General features: G+C 71.1%; 11 protein-coding genes. 1 reads left to right on the plus strand and 10 read right to left on the minus strand.

The genetic code is table 11. The features are described from left to right. Positions 1–102: 102 nt before the first annotated feature. The 8 genes from Q0283_RS09935 to Q0283_RS09970 all read right to left on the minus strand — a co-directional run bounded on the left by Q0283_RS09935 (position 103) and on the right by Q0283_RS09970 (position 10,671). A complete protein-coding gene (locus tag Q0283_RS09935) occupies positions 103–621 on the minus strand; it encodes a DUF3817 domain-containing protein (protein WP_298044389.1) in 519 nt (172 codons plus the stop codon). Positions 622–624: 3 nt separating this feature from the next. Beyond that, entirely contained in the window at positions 625–753 is a 129-nt protein-coding gene (locus Q0283_RS09940; protein ID WP_255459469.1) for a hypothetical protein, read from the minus strand. 9 nt (positions 754–762) lie between these two features. After that, complete coding sequence (locus tag Q0283_RS09945) at positions 763–4,485, minus strand: hypothetical protein (RefSeq protein ID WP_298044391.1); 3,723 nt, start codon at positions 4,483–4,485, stop codon at positions 763–765. 117 nt (positions 4,486–4,602) lie between these two features. Beyond that, the gene (gene tuf, locus Q0283_RS09950) at positions 4,603–5,793 is read right to left on the minus strand and encodes an elongation factor Tu (RefSeq protein WP_183527549.1); all 1,191 of its coding nucleotides are present in this window, start codon (positions 5,791–5,793) and stop codon (positions 4,603–4,605) included. A 288-nt stretch (positions 5,794–6,081) separates the two neighbouring features. Beyond that, positions 6,082–8,196, minus strand: coding sequence for an elongation factor G (fusA, locus tag Q0283_RS09955; RefSeq protein WP_298044394.1), 2,115 nt, complete (start codon positions 8,194–8,196; stop codon positions 6,082–6,084). Positions 8,197–8,289: 93 nt separating this feature from the next. Beyond that, the gene (rpsG, locus tag Q0283_RS09960) at positions 8,290–8,760 is read right to left on the minus strand and encodes a 30S ribosomal protein S7 (RefSeq protein ID WP_010145325.1); all 471 of its coding nucleotides are present in this window, start codon (positions 8,758–8,760) and stop codon (positions 8,290–8,292) included. After that, positions 8,760–9,134, minus strand: a complete 375-nt coding sequence (gene rpsL / locus Q0283_RS09965; protein WP_010145326.1) for a 30S ribosomal protein S12 — start codon at positions 9,132–9,134, stop codon at positions 8,760–8,762. The genes rpsG and rpsL overlap by 1 nt, the downstream gene beginning before the upstream one ends. Positions 9,135–9,381: 247 nt before the next feature. Continuing rightward, positions 9,382–10,671, minus strand: coding sequence for a carbamoyl-phosphate synthase (locus Q0283_RS09970; protein WP_298044397.1), 1,290 nt, complete (start codon positions 10,669–10,671; stop codon positions 9,382–9,384). Positions 10,672–10,723: 52 nt separating this feature from the next. Here Q0283_RS09970 and Q0283_RS09975 point away from each other — a divergent pair, with 52 nt between their 5' ends. Further along, a complete protein-coding gene (locus Q0283_RS09975) occupies positions 10,724–11,938 on the plus strand; it encodes a peptidoglycan bridge formation glycyltransferase FemA/FemB family protein (protein WP_298044400.1) in 1,215 nt (404 codons plus the stop codon). 25 nt (positions 11,939–11,963) lie between these two features. On the opposite strand, the gene Q0283_RS09980 is transcribed toward Q0283_RS09975, so the two are convergent. Together Q0283_RS09980 and rpoC are read right to left on the minus strand one after the other, a co-directional pair. Then, a complete protein-coding gene (locus Q0283_RS09980; protein WP_298044403.1) occupies positions 11,964–12,821 on the minus strand; it encodes an aldo/keto reductase in 858 nt (285 codons plus the stop codon). A 76-nt stretch (positions 12,822–12,897) separates the two neighbouring features. Continuing rightward, a partial coding sequence (gene rpoC, locus Q0283_RS09985) for a DNA-directed RNA polymerase subunit beta' (protein ID WP_298044405.1) occupies positions 12,898–15,549 on the minus strand: 2,652 nt, incomplete at its 5' end.

Raw genomic sequence — 15,549 nt, forward strand, 5'->3', positions numbered from 1 at the left:
GCTGGTGACAGCCCCGCGCACGCCCAGACGCTTGAGCAACTGATCCAGTATGACAGATCAGCGCTCGAGTCGCGAATTCACCCCGGGATGGGGCCGTTCACCCTAGCCGAACCACTGGTCCGGCGGGCCTGCCTGCAGCAGGAGCAGGAAGACCGCGCCCACGACGGCGAGGGTCACCACCGCGGCCAGGACCACGTTGCGCAGCACCCACGCCTCGAGGCGCTCCCAGAACCCGCGCGGCGCCTCGGCCGGACGGCCGGGGGCGCCGGCCAGCCGCCACGTGGCGTCCGGCTCGCCCCGCCGGGCCAGGTGGCGTTCGAAGGGCAGCGTGGCGAAGGGCACCACGGCGAGCACGACGGCGGCGATGCCCCGCCCGGCGCTCCAGCGCTGGTTGATCCATACGCCCACGGACACGACGGCGTAGCAGAGGAAGACGAAGCCGTGCAGGCCACCGGCGAGGGGCATCAGGGCCTCGGTGGTGCCGGTGTACTTGAGGATCATCGCCAGGATCAGCAGCGCCCAGGTGAACATCTCGGCCGTGGCGAAGGTGCGGTACAGGGCGTGGGGGCCGGGCATGATCGTGCCGCTGGTACGAGCGGTCGCGGAGCTGGTCGTCGCCACGGGTCAGGTCCCGTTGTCGTTCGCGCGCTTGATGCGCTTGGCGCGGTCGATCTCGCGGCCGAACGTCCGGCGCAGCCGCACGACGGCGAAGACCGCGGCCGCGATGATGACCAGGGCGATGAGGAACTCCATGCCCCCAGCCTACCGGTCCGCGTACCCGCGCTCCGCGTCCCGCCCCCTCCCCCGCCGCCGCAACTGCCAGACCGCCAGCACGATGAGGGCCGCGCCCAGCAGCGCCAGGTACACGTAGGTGTACTCCCGCAGGTACCAGAGCACGGACAGCGCGACGCCGGCCGCGCCCCACCACGCGAGCACCTGGAGCCGCTGGACCAGGCCGAGGACCACCAGCGCCCCGAAGCCCGCCAGGACGACCAGCTGCATCAGGGAGGTTCCCTCGGCGGGCACGGTGAACGCGGCGAGGGTGAACACGGCGGCCGCCGCTACGTGGAAGGCGAGCCGGCGATCCGGCCGCGGTCCCGCGCCGGACCGGTGGCCGTGCCGCCCGTATCCATGCCACAGCCCCAGCGCGACCAGCAGGACCACCAGCACCTGCACCGTCCACCACAGTGCCCGGCCGCTGTGCTCCGGGTCCGCGGTCTGCCACCAGGCCCGGGCGGCGGCCGCGTAGGAGACGAGCACGGCGACGTCCCGTCCGTTCAGCACCCACGACGCGCGGGCGGCGTCCTGCGACGGGGGCCCGCGCCACAGCAGCGTCCGCCCGCCGGCATCGACCGCGAGCCAGCACGCGCCCGTGAGCAGCGCGCAGCTCACCCAGACGACGGCGTCCTCCGGCAGGCCGGCGTGCAGCGGGGTCCGCAGCAGGGACACCGTGGCCAGGACGAGGGCCACGGCCAGGCCGCCCTGCCACAACGCCGCCGGCCGGAACCGGGCGGCACGAGGGAGGCGCTCCCCCGCACCCGGGGCGAGGGCGGCGGCGTCCAGCCGCGCCCACAGTCCCAGGACCCCGGCCGAGAGCACCGCGACGACCAGCAGCTGCCACGCCTCGTCGGGGGCCCAGAGGCCGCGGTCCCGCCACCACTGGAGCAGCAGCACGGCGGAGACGGGGACCGCCACCACCGTCCCCGTGACCAGGGCGGGGATCCCGCGGGTGCGGGCGAGGAGGTAACACACCAGGGCCGCGGTCGCGGCCGTGATGCCGAGGACCCCGGGGTGCGGGCCCCGGTCCGGCCCGGCGACCGACCCGACCAGGACGGCCGCGAGCCACAGCACGCCGAGGGCGACCGGCCGGAAGGCGTCCAGGTCGGCCACCCCGCGCCCTGGGCTCTCTCGCGTTCCGGCCACGGACGCGGCGATCTCCCACCCGGCCACCGCGAGGGCGAGGATCACCAGCAGGGCCGAGGCGACGGATGCCGGGACCAGGGGGTCCGGGAGCCATCCGCCCTCCAGCCGCAGGACCGGCGAGGCCGGCAGCACCAGGGCGAGGGCACCCGCGAGCACGGCCCAGTGGCCGCCGCGGTCGGTGCGCAGGACCAGCCCCGCCCCGATCACCGAGGCGGCGATGATCATCAGCGCCGCCCGGTCCGCGCCGACGGTCACCTCCAGGAGCCACAGCACGCCCAGTGCCGCGGTGACCACCCAGGACGGTGCGATGCCGGACCCCAGGCCCTCCAGGCGCCCGGCGAGCCGGGACCGGACCGCCAGCCCGGTGAGCAGGGTGACCGCCGCCGCGGAGCGCACGGCGGATCCGTCTCCGCCGAGGTGGCCGACGACGTCGGCCACCAGCACGGCGGAGCCGGCCTGTCCGAGCAGCAGCAGGGAGGCCCGCACGGCCCGCGGCAACCGGTCCCGGGTCAGGACCGCGGCGGCGACCAGCCACGCGGTCAGTGCGGTCAGGGCGATGTCGGCGTGCCAGGCCCACGCCGCGCCGGCCAGCAGGATGAGCGTGCCCGTCAGGACGGTGCCCGTCACGGCCAGCACCGCGATCCGTTCACCGGCCCCCGACGGCCGGCCGGCCAGCCACCACAGCCCGAGGCCACCGGTCACCACGAGCACCGTGTACCAGCCGGCCACGGCGTCCGCGCTGCCCAACAGGGCCAGGGACAGCACGGAGGCCACGGACCAGGCGAGGGGCGGTATCACCGCGGGGACGCCGCCCGTGGCGGGACGCTGCACCAGCGCGGTGGCGGTCCCCCAGGCCAGAGCCGCCAGCCCGGCCACCACGGACGGATCCCAGCCCGCGGGCGGCACCCAGCGCTCCGCGAGCAGGTACACCAGGGCCACCGCGGCCAGGGCGGCACCGTGCGGGGCTACCAGCCCGTCCCAGCGCGCCGCCCGATCGGCGCCGCGACGCAGCGCAGCGGTGATCACCAGCTGGACCACGATGACGACCCCGAGGCAGGCCTCCCCCAGCCACGGACCGGGTCCGTCACCGGCCACCGCCGCCAGGCCCAGTACCGCCGGGACCAGGGACAACGGGGTGGCGGCCTGCCAGCCGAGCCCGGCGGCCAGGTCGGACGTGGCGCGGACCGAGGCCACGGCGAGCACCGCCGTCGTGAGCACGAGGACGGCCAGCGCCCAGCTGAACCCCTCGACCAGCCAGGGGCCCTCCGCGTCGAACAGCGCACCGGCCTGGACCGCGGCGGTCAGGATCCACGCCGCCACGAGGACACCGACCCGGTCCCCGTGCCCGGCCGGCCCGGCCGGCAGGAACCCGCCGTGTCCGCGCCCGAACCACGTCAGCGGCACCTGGAGGCAGAGGCCGGTCACCAGCGCGGTGAGCGTGACGGGAAGCGGCCAGTCCAGCATCGCGGCCCAGGCGGCCAGGGCCAGCAGGAACCCGGCACGGACGGCGTAGCAGGACGCCAGCCGGAAGCGCCGTGGACCGATGACCGCGACCGTCGCGTAGTAGGCGGTGGCGGCGAGCAGCAACAGGAACATCTGCACCGGCTCCACCCACAGCCCCACGGTGACGGCCGCCAGCACCGCGCCCGGGGTGATCCACTGGTGCGTGCGGGCGATCGCCGTCCGGTACGGTCCGGGCAGCCGGCGGTCACGCCGGGTTGCCGCGGCTCCGGGGTCCGCGCTCAGCCAGGCCATCAGCACCGCCAGCCCGATCCAGGCGATGAGTGCCCAGGCCATCCCCCGTTGGACCACCGCGCCCGAGGCCATGACGGTGGAGAGCAGGAAGGGCACCGTGAGGTACGCGACGACCGCGCTGTCGAGCCGGACGGCGGCCACCGCGAACAGGACGGTGCCCAGCACGGAGGTGATCAGCCAGGACCGGGCGGGATCGTCCAGGACGAGCACGTCGAGCGCCACGCCGAGCACCGGCACCAGGGCCAGCCCCGTGCCCGTGAAGGCCACGGCCGCCGGGCGGAGCGTCCGGCTCACCACGTGCACCACCAGTCCCCCGGCGTAGAACAGCCCCACCACGACGGCCAGCCCGGACACGCGGGCCGTCACCGGCAGTGCGGCCCCGATGAACAGCGACGCGGCGGCCACCAGCAGCAGGCAGGCGGTGTAGAGGGTGATGTTGACGTTGCGCCGATCCCGCCGCTCCTTCTCAGCGGCCAGCTCCTCGGCCGTGGGCCGCGGGGGCTGGGGCCGAAGGTGGGACTGCGGCTGGGACTCGCGCTGGGGCCGCGAGAGGGGTACCGGGGCGGGCGACTGCGGTGAGGGGTGTGTTCCGGCGGGCACCGGTGGGGTGGGCTGCGCGCCCGTGGTGGCGGCCGCGCCGGCGTCGTACCCCTGTTGCCAGGCGCGGGCCAGGTCCTCACGGCCGATCGCCGGCGCGCCGGGCTCGGTCTTCCCGGGGCGCCGCCTCGCGGGGCGCGACCGCGCGACGACGTACCCCAGGGCGGCTCCCAGCGCGATCCCCAGGACCAGCACGATGACGATCCCCACCCCGTCAGCGTAGGCCAGCGCGCCGGGTCAGGCGGGAGTTGTCCCCAGGACCCCGGTTAACGCGGAGACCCCCTCCGGCCGAAGCCGAAGGGGGTCGTCGCTGTGCGGTACGTCAGATCACTTGAGGATCTTGGTGACGCGGCCGGAGCCCACGGTGCGGCCACCCTCACGGATGGCGAAGCCGAGGCCCTCCTCCATGGCGATCGGCTGGATCAGCGCGACCGTCATCTCGGTGGTGTCGCCGGGCATGACCATCTCGGTGCCCTCGGGCAGCGTGATGACGCCGGTGACGTCGGTGGTCCGGAAGTAGAACTGCGGACGGTAGTTCGAGTAGAACGGGTTGTGGCGGCCGCCCTCGTCCTTGGACAGGATGTAGACGTTGCCCTCGAAGTCGGTGTGCGGGGTGATGGAGCCCGGGGCCACGACGACCTGGCCGCGCTCCACGTCCTCACGCTTCAGGCCACGCAGCAGCAGGCCACAGTTCTCGCCGGCCCAGGCCTCGTCGAGCTGCTTGTGGAACATCTCGATACCGGTGACCGTGGTCTTCTGCAGGTCGCGGATGCCCACGATCTCGACCTCGGAGTTGATCTTCAGGGTGCCGCGCTCGGCGCGACCGGTCACCACGGTGCCACGACCGGTGATGGTGAAGACGTCCTCGATCGGCATCAGGAACGGCTTGTCCTTGTCGCGGACCGGGTCCGGGATGTAGGAGTCCACGGCGTCCATCAGGTCCTCGACGGACTTCACCCACTTCGGGTCACCCTCGAGGGCCTTCAGGCCGGAGGTGCGGATGACCGGGGCGTCGTCACCGTCGAAGCCCTGGGAGGACAGCAGTTCGCGGACCTCCATCTCGACGAGCTCCAGGAGCTCCTCGTCCTCGACCATGTCGGACTTGTTCAGGGCGACCAGCAGGGCCGGCACGCCGACCTGGCGGGCCAGCAGAACGTGCTCGCGGGTCTGGGCCATCGGGCCGTCGGTGGCGGCGACCACGAGGATGGCGCCGTCCATCTGGGCAGCACCGGTGATCATGTTCTTGATGTAGTCGGCGTGGCCGGGGGCGTCGACGTGGGCGTAGTGACGCTTCTCGGTCTGGTACTCCACGTGGGAGATGTTGATGGTGATGCCGCGCTGGCGCTCTTCCGGCGCGGAGTCAATGGTCGCGAAGTCGCGCTGCTCGTTGAGGTCCGGGTACTTGTCGTACAGGACCTTCGAGATCGCGGCCGTCAGCGTGGTCTTGCCGTGGTCGACGTGGCCGATGGTACCGACGTTGACGTGCGGCTTGGACCGCTCGAACTTTGCCTTCGACACAGGTTCCTCCTAGAACTGTTCATCTGAAGAGACTTCTCAGCCGCGGGTGGCGTGCTGACAACTTGGAAAAGTCTACTTCGATCTGGCTGATGGTGATAAATCCTCCGGCTTACGTCAGGACCGGTCCTGAATCAGGCCACCCGGACCGCCTTTTCCGCGGACCGGACCTTCCGTCCTGTGGTGGCTACCGGCCTCCGGAGTGCGGCCGGGCCACCTGTCCGGGTCGGTGGCGGGATCCTCACGGACCCCGCCACGTCACCGGACACGTCTGGTGTCAGAGAACGGGGCTCACTCGCCGCTGTTCTTCTGGATGATCTCGTCCGCCACGGCCTTGGGGACCTCGGCGTAGGAGTCGAACGTCATCGAGTACACGGCACGGCCCTGGGTCTTGGACCGCAGGTCGCCGATGTAACCGAACATCTCGGACAGCGGCACGCCGGCCTTGATGACCTTCACGCCCTGGGCGTCCTCCATGGACTGGATCGCGCCACGGCGGGAGTTCAGGTCGCCGATGACGTCGCCCATGTACTCCTCCGGGGTGCGGACCTCCACGGACATCAGGGGCTCGAGCAGGACCGGGTTGGCCTTGCGGATGCCCTCCTTGAAGACCATCGAGCCGGCGATCTTGAACGCCATCTCCGAGGAGTCGACGTCGTGGTACGCGCCGTCGAGCAGGGTGGCCTTCACGCCGACCATCGGGTACCCGGCCAGCACGCCCAGCTGCATGGCGTCCTGGATTCCGGCGTCCACCGACGGGATGTACTCGCGCGGGATGCGGCCACCGGTGACGGCGTTCTCGAACTCGTAGAACTCGCCCTCGGAGGTGTCCATCGGCTCGAAGGACACCTGCACCTTGGCGAACTGGCCCGAACCACCGGTCTGCTTCTTGTGCGTGTAGTCGACCTTGTCGACCTTCTTCTTGATGGTCTCGCGGTAGGCCACCTGCGGCTTGCCGACGTTGGCCTCGACGCGGAACTCGCGCTTCATGCGGTCCACGAGGATGTCCAGGTGCAGCTCGCCCATGCCGCCGATGACGGTCTGGCCGGTCTCCTCGTCGAGGTGCACGGTGAACGTGGGGTCCTCGGCGGAGAGCTTCTGGATGGCGGTGGAGAGCTTCTCCTGGTCGCCCTTCGTCTTCGGCTCGACGGCCACGGAGATCACGGGCTCCGGGAAGGTCATCGACTCGAGGATGATCGGGTTGGCCGGGTCGGAGAGGGTGTCACCGGTGGTGGAGTCCTTCAGGCCGACGACCGCGTAGATGTGGCCGGCGGTCATCTCCTCGACCGGGTTCTCCTTGTTTGCGTGCATCTGGAACAGCTTGCCGATGCGCTCCTTCTTGCCCTTGGTGGTGTTCTGCACCGGGGAGCCCGCGGAGAGCTTTCCGGAGTAGACGCGCACGTAGGTCAGCTGGCCGAAGAACGGGTGCGCGGCGATCTTGAAGGCCAGGGCGGAGAACGGGGCGTCCAGGGCCGGCTCGCGGGTCAGCTCCTGCTCCTCGTCACCGACGGCGTGGCCCTTGATGGCACCGGCGTCCAGCGGGTTCGGCAGGTAGGACACGACGGCGTCCAGCATCGGCTGCACGCCGCGGTTCTTGAACGCGGAGCCGCAGAAGACCGGGTAGGCCTCGGCGTTGATCGTCAGCTGGCGCACGCCGGCCTGGATCTCCTCGATGGTGAGCTCCTCACCCTCGAGGTACTTCTCCATGAGCTCCTCGGAGGTCTCGGCGACGGCCTCGACGAGCTCGGCACGGTACTGCTCGGCCTTCTCCTGAAGGTCGGCCGGGATGTCCTGGGTCTGGTAGGCGGCACCCATGGTGACGTCACCCTTGGCATCGCCCTCCCACACGAGGGCCTTCATGGTCAGCAGGTCCACGACACCGACGAACTCGGACTCGGAGCCGATCGGGATCTGCATCACCAGGGGCTTGGCGCCCAGACGGTTGATGATGGTGTCGACGGTGAAGTAGAAGTCGGCGCCCAGCTTGTCCATCTTGTTGACGAAGCAGATACGCGGGACGTTGTACTTGTCGGCCTGACGCCACACGGTCTCGGACTGGGGCTCCACGCCCTCCTTGCCGTCGAAGACAGCGACGGCGCCATCGAGCACGCGCAGGGAGCGCTCCACCTCGACGGTGAAGTCCACGTGGCCCGGGGTGTCGATGATGTTGATCTGGTTGTTGTTCCAGAAGCAGGTCACCGCGGCGGAGGTGATGGTGATGCCGCGTTCCTTCTCCTGCTCCATCCAGTCGGTGGTGGAGGCACCGTCGTGGGTCTCGCCCAGCTTGTGGCTGACGCCCGTGTAGAACAGGATGCGCTCGGTGGTGGTGGTCTTGCCGGCATCGATGTGAGCCATGATGCCGATGTTGCGGACCTTGGTGAGGTCGGTCAGCACGTCCTGTGCCACGGTGTCTCCCTTGGGTTTGGTGTGTGGGTCCAGTGCTGCTGGGCGGCACGGCGCCCGGAAACCATACTGCTACGGTTCCCGGGCGCTCGTGACTCACCAGCGGTAGTGGGCGAAGGCCTTGTTCGACTCGGCCATCTTGTGGGTGTCCTCGCGGCGCTTGACCGCGGCACCCAGGCCGTTCGAGGCATCGAGGATCTCGTTCATGAGACGCTCGGTCATCGTCTTCTCGCGGCGAGCCTTGGAGTAGCCCACCAGCCAGCGCAGGGCCAGAGCGGTCGCGCGGCCGGGCTTGACCTCAACCGGGACCTGGTAGGTGGCGCCACCGACACGGCGGGACTTCACCTCGAGGGCCGGACGGACGTTGTCCATGGCCTTCTTCAGGGTGGTCACCGGATCGGTGCCGCTCTTCTCACGAGTGCCCTCGAGGGCACCGTAGACGATGTGCTCGGCAGTGGACTTCTTGCCGTCCACGAGCACCTTGTTGATCAGCTGGGTGACCAGCGGGGACCCGTAGACGGGGTCGACGACGAGGGGGCGCTTCGGCGCGGGGCCCTTACGTGGCATTACTTCTTCTCCTTCTTCGCGCCGTAGCGGCTGCGGGCCTGGCCGCGGCCCTTGACGCCCTGGGTGTCGAGGGCGCCGCGAACGATCTTGTAGCGGACACCCGGGAGGTCCTTCACGCCGCCACCGCGCACGAGCACGATGGAGTGCTCCTGCAGGTTGTGGCCCTCACCCGGGATGTAGGCCGTGACCTCGACGCCGCCGTTGAGGCGGACACGGGCGACCTTGCGCAGGGCGGAGTTCGGCTTCTTCGGGGTGGTGGTGTACACGCGGGTGCACACGCCACGACGCATGGGGTTGCCCCGCAGTGCGGGGGAATCGGTCTTCTTGACCTTGGGTGAGCGGCCCTTGCGGACCAGCTGCTGAATCGTAGGCACTCTTGGTCTCTCCGTAGTGTTGGCTTCCAGTCCGGCGGGCGTACAGGACATCGCCCGCGTCAACCAGGACTGCTTGGTGGTCGTTTCTTACGCACCCAGGGGGTTCAACGAGAACGACCGTAGGCGTGCAAAAGTGTGGCATTCGCTGCGCAAGAAACCCGCAGCCCGGACCGTGTCCCTCGTGCCACACAAAACAATTGAGAACAGACTACCACCCGGCGAGTCCTCCCGCGAAATCACGGGAGTATCAGGACTGCGGAGGGTACTGGCGGAAGACCCGCAGGCTGTTGAGCTCCGCCAGCCGCAGTCCGGCCAGGCGACGCGGGTCCGCGTCCGCCCGGTACTCGAAGGGCCGGACGACGCGCCCGGCCCGGGCCGCCCGGCGGATCGCCTCGCGCTGGCCCGCCGAGGCGTACCGGCGCACCAGGGACATCGGGACGGTGGTGGTCAGCACCGGGCCGTCGGTGGTGACCTGTCCGGCGGCCGGCGCCGGCCCCCCGACGGCGTCCGCCACCTCGGGCAGGTACTCCGCCAGCAGGTACGGGGCCGGATTGGCCCCGGCGCCGGTCAGGTAGTAGTGGTTGCGCCCCAGCCGTGGGTTCATCTCCAGGAACTGGGCCCGTTCGTCCCGCGGGTCGACCTTGATGTCGAACATCGCGAAGCCGCGCCAGTCCAGCGCCTCCAGCAGCGCGGTCCCCTGGCGGGCCACGGTCTCGTGCTCCCCTGCCAGCACCGCACGGGCGTTGCCCTCGGTCCCCGGGGCGTGGTCCTCCACGATCACCTCGCCGTAGGACACCAGGCGGGTGGTCCCGGTGCCGTCCCGGAAGAAGGTGGCAATGCCCAGTTGCGAGTCCGGGCCCGGGACGAGCTCCTGCACGATCAGCGAGCCGCGGTAGCCGGCCCCGCTGGCCCGGCCGATCAGCTCACCCAGCTCCTCGGCCCCGTGCACCACGTGCACCTTGCGCCGCCCGGTGAAGCGCACGTCCGCCCAGGCCCCGCCGTCCCCGGCCTTGAGGATCACCGGGAACGCCGGCCCGTCCTCCCCCAGCCCCGCCAGGAACCCGGCGAGGGCGGCCGGGGTGTGCGAGCCGGCGTCGTAGGCGGCGGTGCGCGGGTAGGGGACGCCGAACCGGTCGCAGAGGGCGTAGAAGTTCTCCTTGAGCGCGGCCGCGTCCAGGGCTCCCTCGTCCGGGTAGGGCACCGTGTAGCCGCGGGCCTCCAGGGTGTCCCGGTGGCGGGCGGCGAAGCGCACGAGGTGGTCGTAGCTGGCCAGCAGCAGCAGCGGCCGGCCGGGCACGCGGCCGTTCAGCGCGTCCGCCACGGCCAGCAGCGCCTCCAGGACCGGGCCCTCCTCGGTCATCGGCCCGGCGGGGAACGCCTCCAGGATGCGCGAGTGCCGCAGGTTGCGGTTCACCGCGGTGGGGACCACGGCCGAGACGACCCCGTAGGCCTCGTGGAACTCCCGCGCCAGGGAGTAGGCCCCCACGTCGCCTCCGGTGATGACAGGGACGAAGGACTGCTCGGCGGGAACCATCATGGGCCCCAGCCTACCGGCGGACCCGGCTCGTCATGCCGTTCGCGCTATGGTGATGGGCGTGCCAGAGACCGATCCCCAGCCCCGTGCCCTGACCGTCCGCCGCATCACCACCCAGGAGCATGGGCGGTTCCTGGCGGAGCACGCGGAGTCCTCCTTCCTGCAGAACCCCCACTGGCCGGACGTCAAGGTCGACTGGCGCGGCGAGTCCGTGGGCCTGTTCGACGGGGACATGCTGCGCGCCGCCGCCCTCGTGCTGTTCCGCCGGCTGCCCGTGCCGGTGCCGGTGCTGCGGAACCGCAGCCTGGCGTACATCGCCGAGGGCCCGGTGTTCGACCGGACGCAGGTGCACCTGGAGTCGGTGCTGACCCCGCTCGTGCAGTACCTGAAGTCCCGCGGGGCGTTCCTGGTGCGCGTCGGGCTGCCCGGCGTCGTGCGCCGGTGGGACGGTTCCGAGGTGCGCAAGGCCCTGGCGGCCGGGCAGACGGCGTCCGTCACGGACCTGGAGCCGCTGCACACCGCCCCCGAGGCCGACGACGTCCGCGCCCGCCTGCAGGCGCTGGGCTGGCAGGCCCCGAGCGAGAGCGAGTCCTTCGAGGCCGGCCAGCCGCAGTTCCAGGCGCGCATCCCGTTGCAGCCGGAGCTGTACGGCACCGAGCCGGTCAGCCCGGCCAAGGGCCAGGACCCCGAGGACCCCGCCGTGACCGCCGCCCTGAACCGGATGGACTCCACGTCCCGGCGCCAGACCCGCAAGTCCACCCGCTCCGAGCTGACCGTCACCGTGGGCACCGAGGCCGACCTGCCGGCCTGGCAGGCGCTCTACGAGGAGACCGCGCGGCGCGACGGGTTCACCGGCCGGCCGCTGGCCTACTTCCAGCGCATGTTCACCGCCCTGAACTCCTCCCCGGGCAGCGCCTGCACCCTCTACCTGGCCCACTACGGCGAGCAACTGCTGGCAGCGGCCATCTACGTGCGGCAGGGCACCTTCGGCTGGTACGTCTACGGTGCCTCGTCCGCCGAGGAGCGCAAGCGCTACGCGCCGCGGGCGCTGCAGCTGCGCCAGATCGAGGACTCGCTGGCCGCCGGGTGCACCTGGTACGACCTCGGCGGGATGAGCCCGTCGCTGGACCCCGAGTACGAACTGGCCGGGCTGACGCGGTTCAAAACCACCATGGGGGCCGACGTCGTGCAGACCTACGGCGAGTGGGACTATCCCGTCAGCCGGCTGCTGGCCAAGGGCTTCGCCCTCTACATGGCGCGCCGGGGCTGAGACGGCGGGACGCCAGGACGCCGGGCTAGTGCCCGAACTCCTCCGGGTCCGCGCGGTTCGCCGACCTCCCGCCGGACTCGCTGACGTCCAGGGCATCGATCGCCGCCTGGTCCTCGGCGCCCAGCGCGAAGGAGAACACGTCCAGGTTCTCCCGCTGGCGCTGCGGGTCGGCGGACTTGGGGATGGCGATCCGGCCCTGCTGCACGTGCCAGCGCAGCACCACCTGCGCGGGGGTGCGGCCCAGCCGGGCCGCGATCCCGGTGATCACCGGGTTCCGCAGCAGCCCGCTCCCCCGCCCGATCGGCGTGTAGGCCGCCGTCAGCACGCCGGCCGCGGTGTTCGCCTCCTGGACCGGCCGCTGGGCGTCCTCCGGTTCGCAGTAGACCTGGTTGACCGCCGGGACCAGCCCGGCGTCGAGGACCGCCTGCAGGTGGGACGGGGCGAAGTTCGACACGCCCCAGGACCGGATCAGCCCGCTCCCCACGAGTGAGGCCAGCGACTCGCACGCCTGCACGTACCGGTCCTGGTCCGGGTTCGGCCAGTGCACCAGGAACAGGTCGAAGTACTCCAGGCCCGCGCGCTCCAGCCCGGCCTCCAGCGCGGCCCGCACCACGTCCGGTCCGCCGTGCCACCGCCGGTTGAACTTGGAGGTGACGAACACGTCCTGCCGCGGGATCCCGGAACCGGTGACGGCCCGGCCCACCGCGTCCTCGTTGGCGTAGTTCTCCGCGGTGTCCACGTGCCGGTAACCCGCCTCCAGGGCCGAGGCCACGGCGCGATCGCACTCGGCACCGGTCATCGGCCAGGTGCCCAGGCCGATCATCGGGATCGGCACGTCGTCCACGTTGGTGCCCTCGAGCAGGGCGTAGCGCTGACTGGTCATGGGGCCACCTTAACGCACGGGCGGCACCTCCCCGCGAGGGAAGGTGCCGCCCGTGCGTCACTGTCGGATCAGCGGATCAGCCGCGGTAGTCCGTGCCGTAGTCGTCCAGCGAGATCGCGTGGAACTCCGGCGTGGACGAGGAGTCCAGCCCCGGGTAGTCGAAGTCCGCGAAGCCGGCCGGGCCGGTGAACAGGTTGGCCTTGGCCTCCTCCGTGGGCTCGACGTTGACCTGGGTGTACCGGTCCAGGCCGGTGCCGGCCGGGATCAGCTTGCCGATGATCACGTTCTCCTTCAGGCCCAGCAGCGGGTCCGACTTGCCCTCCATGGCCGCCTGGGTCAGCACCCGGGTGGTCTCCTGGAAGGACGCGGCGGACAGCCACGAGTCGGTGGCGAGCGAGGCCTTGGTGATGCCCATCAGCTCGTCACGGCCCGAGGCCGGCTGACGGCCCTCCGCCACGGCCTTGCGGTTCGCGGCGGTGAAGCGGGCGCGGTCGGTCAGCTCACCCGGCAGCAGGTCGGTGTCACCCGACTCGATGACGGTGATCCGGCGCAGCATCTGCCGGACGATGACCTCCACGTGCTTGTCGTGGATGCCCACGCCCTGGGACTGGTACACGTCCTGGACCTCCTGGACCAGGAACTTCTGGGCGGCCCGGGGACCGAGCACGCGCAGCACCTGCTTCGGGTCCACGGCACCGGCCACCAGCTGGGTGCCCACGGCCACGTGCTCGCCGTCGGCCACCAGCAGGCGCGCGCGGCGCAGCACCGGGTAGGCGATCTCCTCGGAGCCGTCGTCCGGGGTGAGCACCAGCCGCAGCTGCTTCTCGCTGTCCTCGATGGTCACGCGGCCGGCGACCTCGGAGATCGGCGCCACGCCCTTCGGGGTACGGGCCTCGAAGAGCTCCTGGATACGGGGCAGACCCTGGGTGATGTCGTCCGCGGAGGCCACACCACCGGTGTGGAAGGTCCGCATGGTGAGCTGGGTGCCCGGCTCACCGATGGACTGGGCCGCGATGATGCCGACGGCCTCGCCGATGTCCACCAGCTGACCGGTGGCCATGGAGCGGCCGTAGCACTTCGCGCAGGTCCCGACGGCGGACTCGCAGGTGAGCACGGAGCGCACCTTGATCTCGGTGATGCCCGCGGCGATGAACGCGTCGATGGCGACGTCGCCGATGGCCTCGCCGGCGTGGCCCAGGACGGTGCCGTCCTCGGCCTCGACGTCGACCGCCAGGGTCCGGGCGAACGAGGAGTTCTCCACGGTCTCGTGGCGGACCAGCTCGCCGTCGGCGTTCGGCACGCCGATGACCTCGGTCAGGCCGCGCTCGGTGCCGCAGTCCTCCTCGCGGACGATGACGTCCTGGGAGACGTCCACCAGACGACGGGTCAGGTACCCCGAGTTGGCGGTCTTCAGCGCGGTGTCCGCCAGACCCTTGCGGGCACCGTGGGTCGCGATGAAGTACTCCAGCACGGACAGGCCCTCACGGTAGGAGGACTTGATCGGGCGCGGGATGATCTCACCCTTCGGGTTGGCCACCAGGCCGCGGATGCCGGCGATCTGCCGGACCTGCAGCCAGTTACCACGGGCGCCGGAGGACACCATGCGGTTGATGGTGTTCAGCTTCGGCAGCCCCGCCTGCATGGCGGCGGCGACCTCGTCGGTGGCCTTGTTCCAGACGTCGATGAGCTCGGAACGACGCTCCTCGTCCGCGATGAGGCCCTTGTCGTACTGGGCCTGGACCTTGAGCGCCTGGTCCTCGTAGCCCTCCATGATGGAGGCCTTGTCGAACTCCGAGGTGATGTCGGAGATCGCCACGGTCACGCCGGACCAGGTGCCCCAGTAGAAGCCGGCGTCCTTGAGGTTGTCCAGGGTCGCGGCGGTCTGCACCATCGGGTAGCGCTCGGCGAGGTCGTTGACCAGGGCGCCGAGGCTGCCCTTGGTGGCTTGGGTCTCCAGCCAGGGGTAGTCGACCGGGAGCAGCTCGTTGAACAGCACCTTGCCCAGCGTGGTGTCCAGGACGGCGCGCTGGCCCTCCTCCCAGCCCTCGGGGGCCGGGACCTGGGCCGACGGCACGAAGCCGTCCACCGCGATCTTGACCGGGGCGTTCAGGTGCAGCGCGCCGGCGTCGAACGCCATGATGGCCTCGGCCACCGAGGAGTAGGCCTCCCCGGCCCCGGCCTCGTCCTCACGCACGGTGGTGAGGTGGTTGAGACCGATGATCATGTCCTGGGCCGGGACGGCCACGGCGCGGCCGTCGGAGGGCTTCAGGATGTTGTGGCTGGAGAGCATCAGCAGCCGCGCCTCGGCCTGGGCCTCGGGGCTCAGCGGCAGGTGCACGGCCATCTGGTCACCGTCGAAGTCGGCGTTGAACGCGCCGCAGACGAGCGGGTGCAGCTGCAGGGCCTTGCCCTCCACCAGCATCGGCTCGAAGGCCTGGATGCCGAGGCGGTGCAGGGTGGGTGCGCGGTTCAGCAGCACCGGGTGCTCGGTGATGACCTCTTCCAGCACGTCCCAGACCTGCGGGCGGAAGCGCTCCACCATCCGCTTGGCGGACTTGATGTTCTGGGCGTGGTTGAGGTCCACCAGCCGCTTCATGACGAAGGGCTTGAACAGCTCCAGCGCCATCTGCTTCGGCAGGCCGCACTGGTGCAGCTTCAGCTGCGGGCCGACCACGATCACGGAACGACCGGAGTAGTCCACGCGCTTGCCGAGCAGGTTCTGGCGGAA

The organism is uncultured Citricoccus sp. (genome assembly GCF_937871995.1).
GTDB lineage: Bacteria > Actinomycetota > Actinomycetes > Actinomycetales > Micrococcaceae > Citricoccus.

Bases quoted from the DNA above. Each gene is read 5' to 3' on its own strand.
- Q0283_RS09980 (WP_298044403.1), bottom strand. From the start codon at position 12,821: ATGACCAGTCAGCGCTACGCCCTGCTCGAGGGCACCAACGTGGACGAC.
- rpsG (WP_010145325.1), bottom strand. From the start codon at position 8,760: ATGCCACGTAAGGGCCCCGCGCCGAAGCGCCCCCTCGTCGTCGACCCC.
- Q0283_RS09970 (WP_298044397.1), bottom strand. From the start codon at position 10,671: ATGATGGTTCCCGCCGAGCAGTCCTTCGTCCCTGTCATCACCGGAGGC.
- Q0283_RS09940 (WP_255459469.1), bottom strand. From the start codon at position 753: ATGGAGTTCCTCATCGCCCTGGTCATCATCGCGGCCGCGGTCTTCGCC.
- Q0283_RS09975 (WP_298044400.1), top strand. From the start codon at position 10,724: ATGGGCGTGCCAGAGACCGATCCCCAGCCCCGTGCCCTGACCGTCCGC.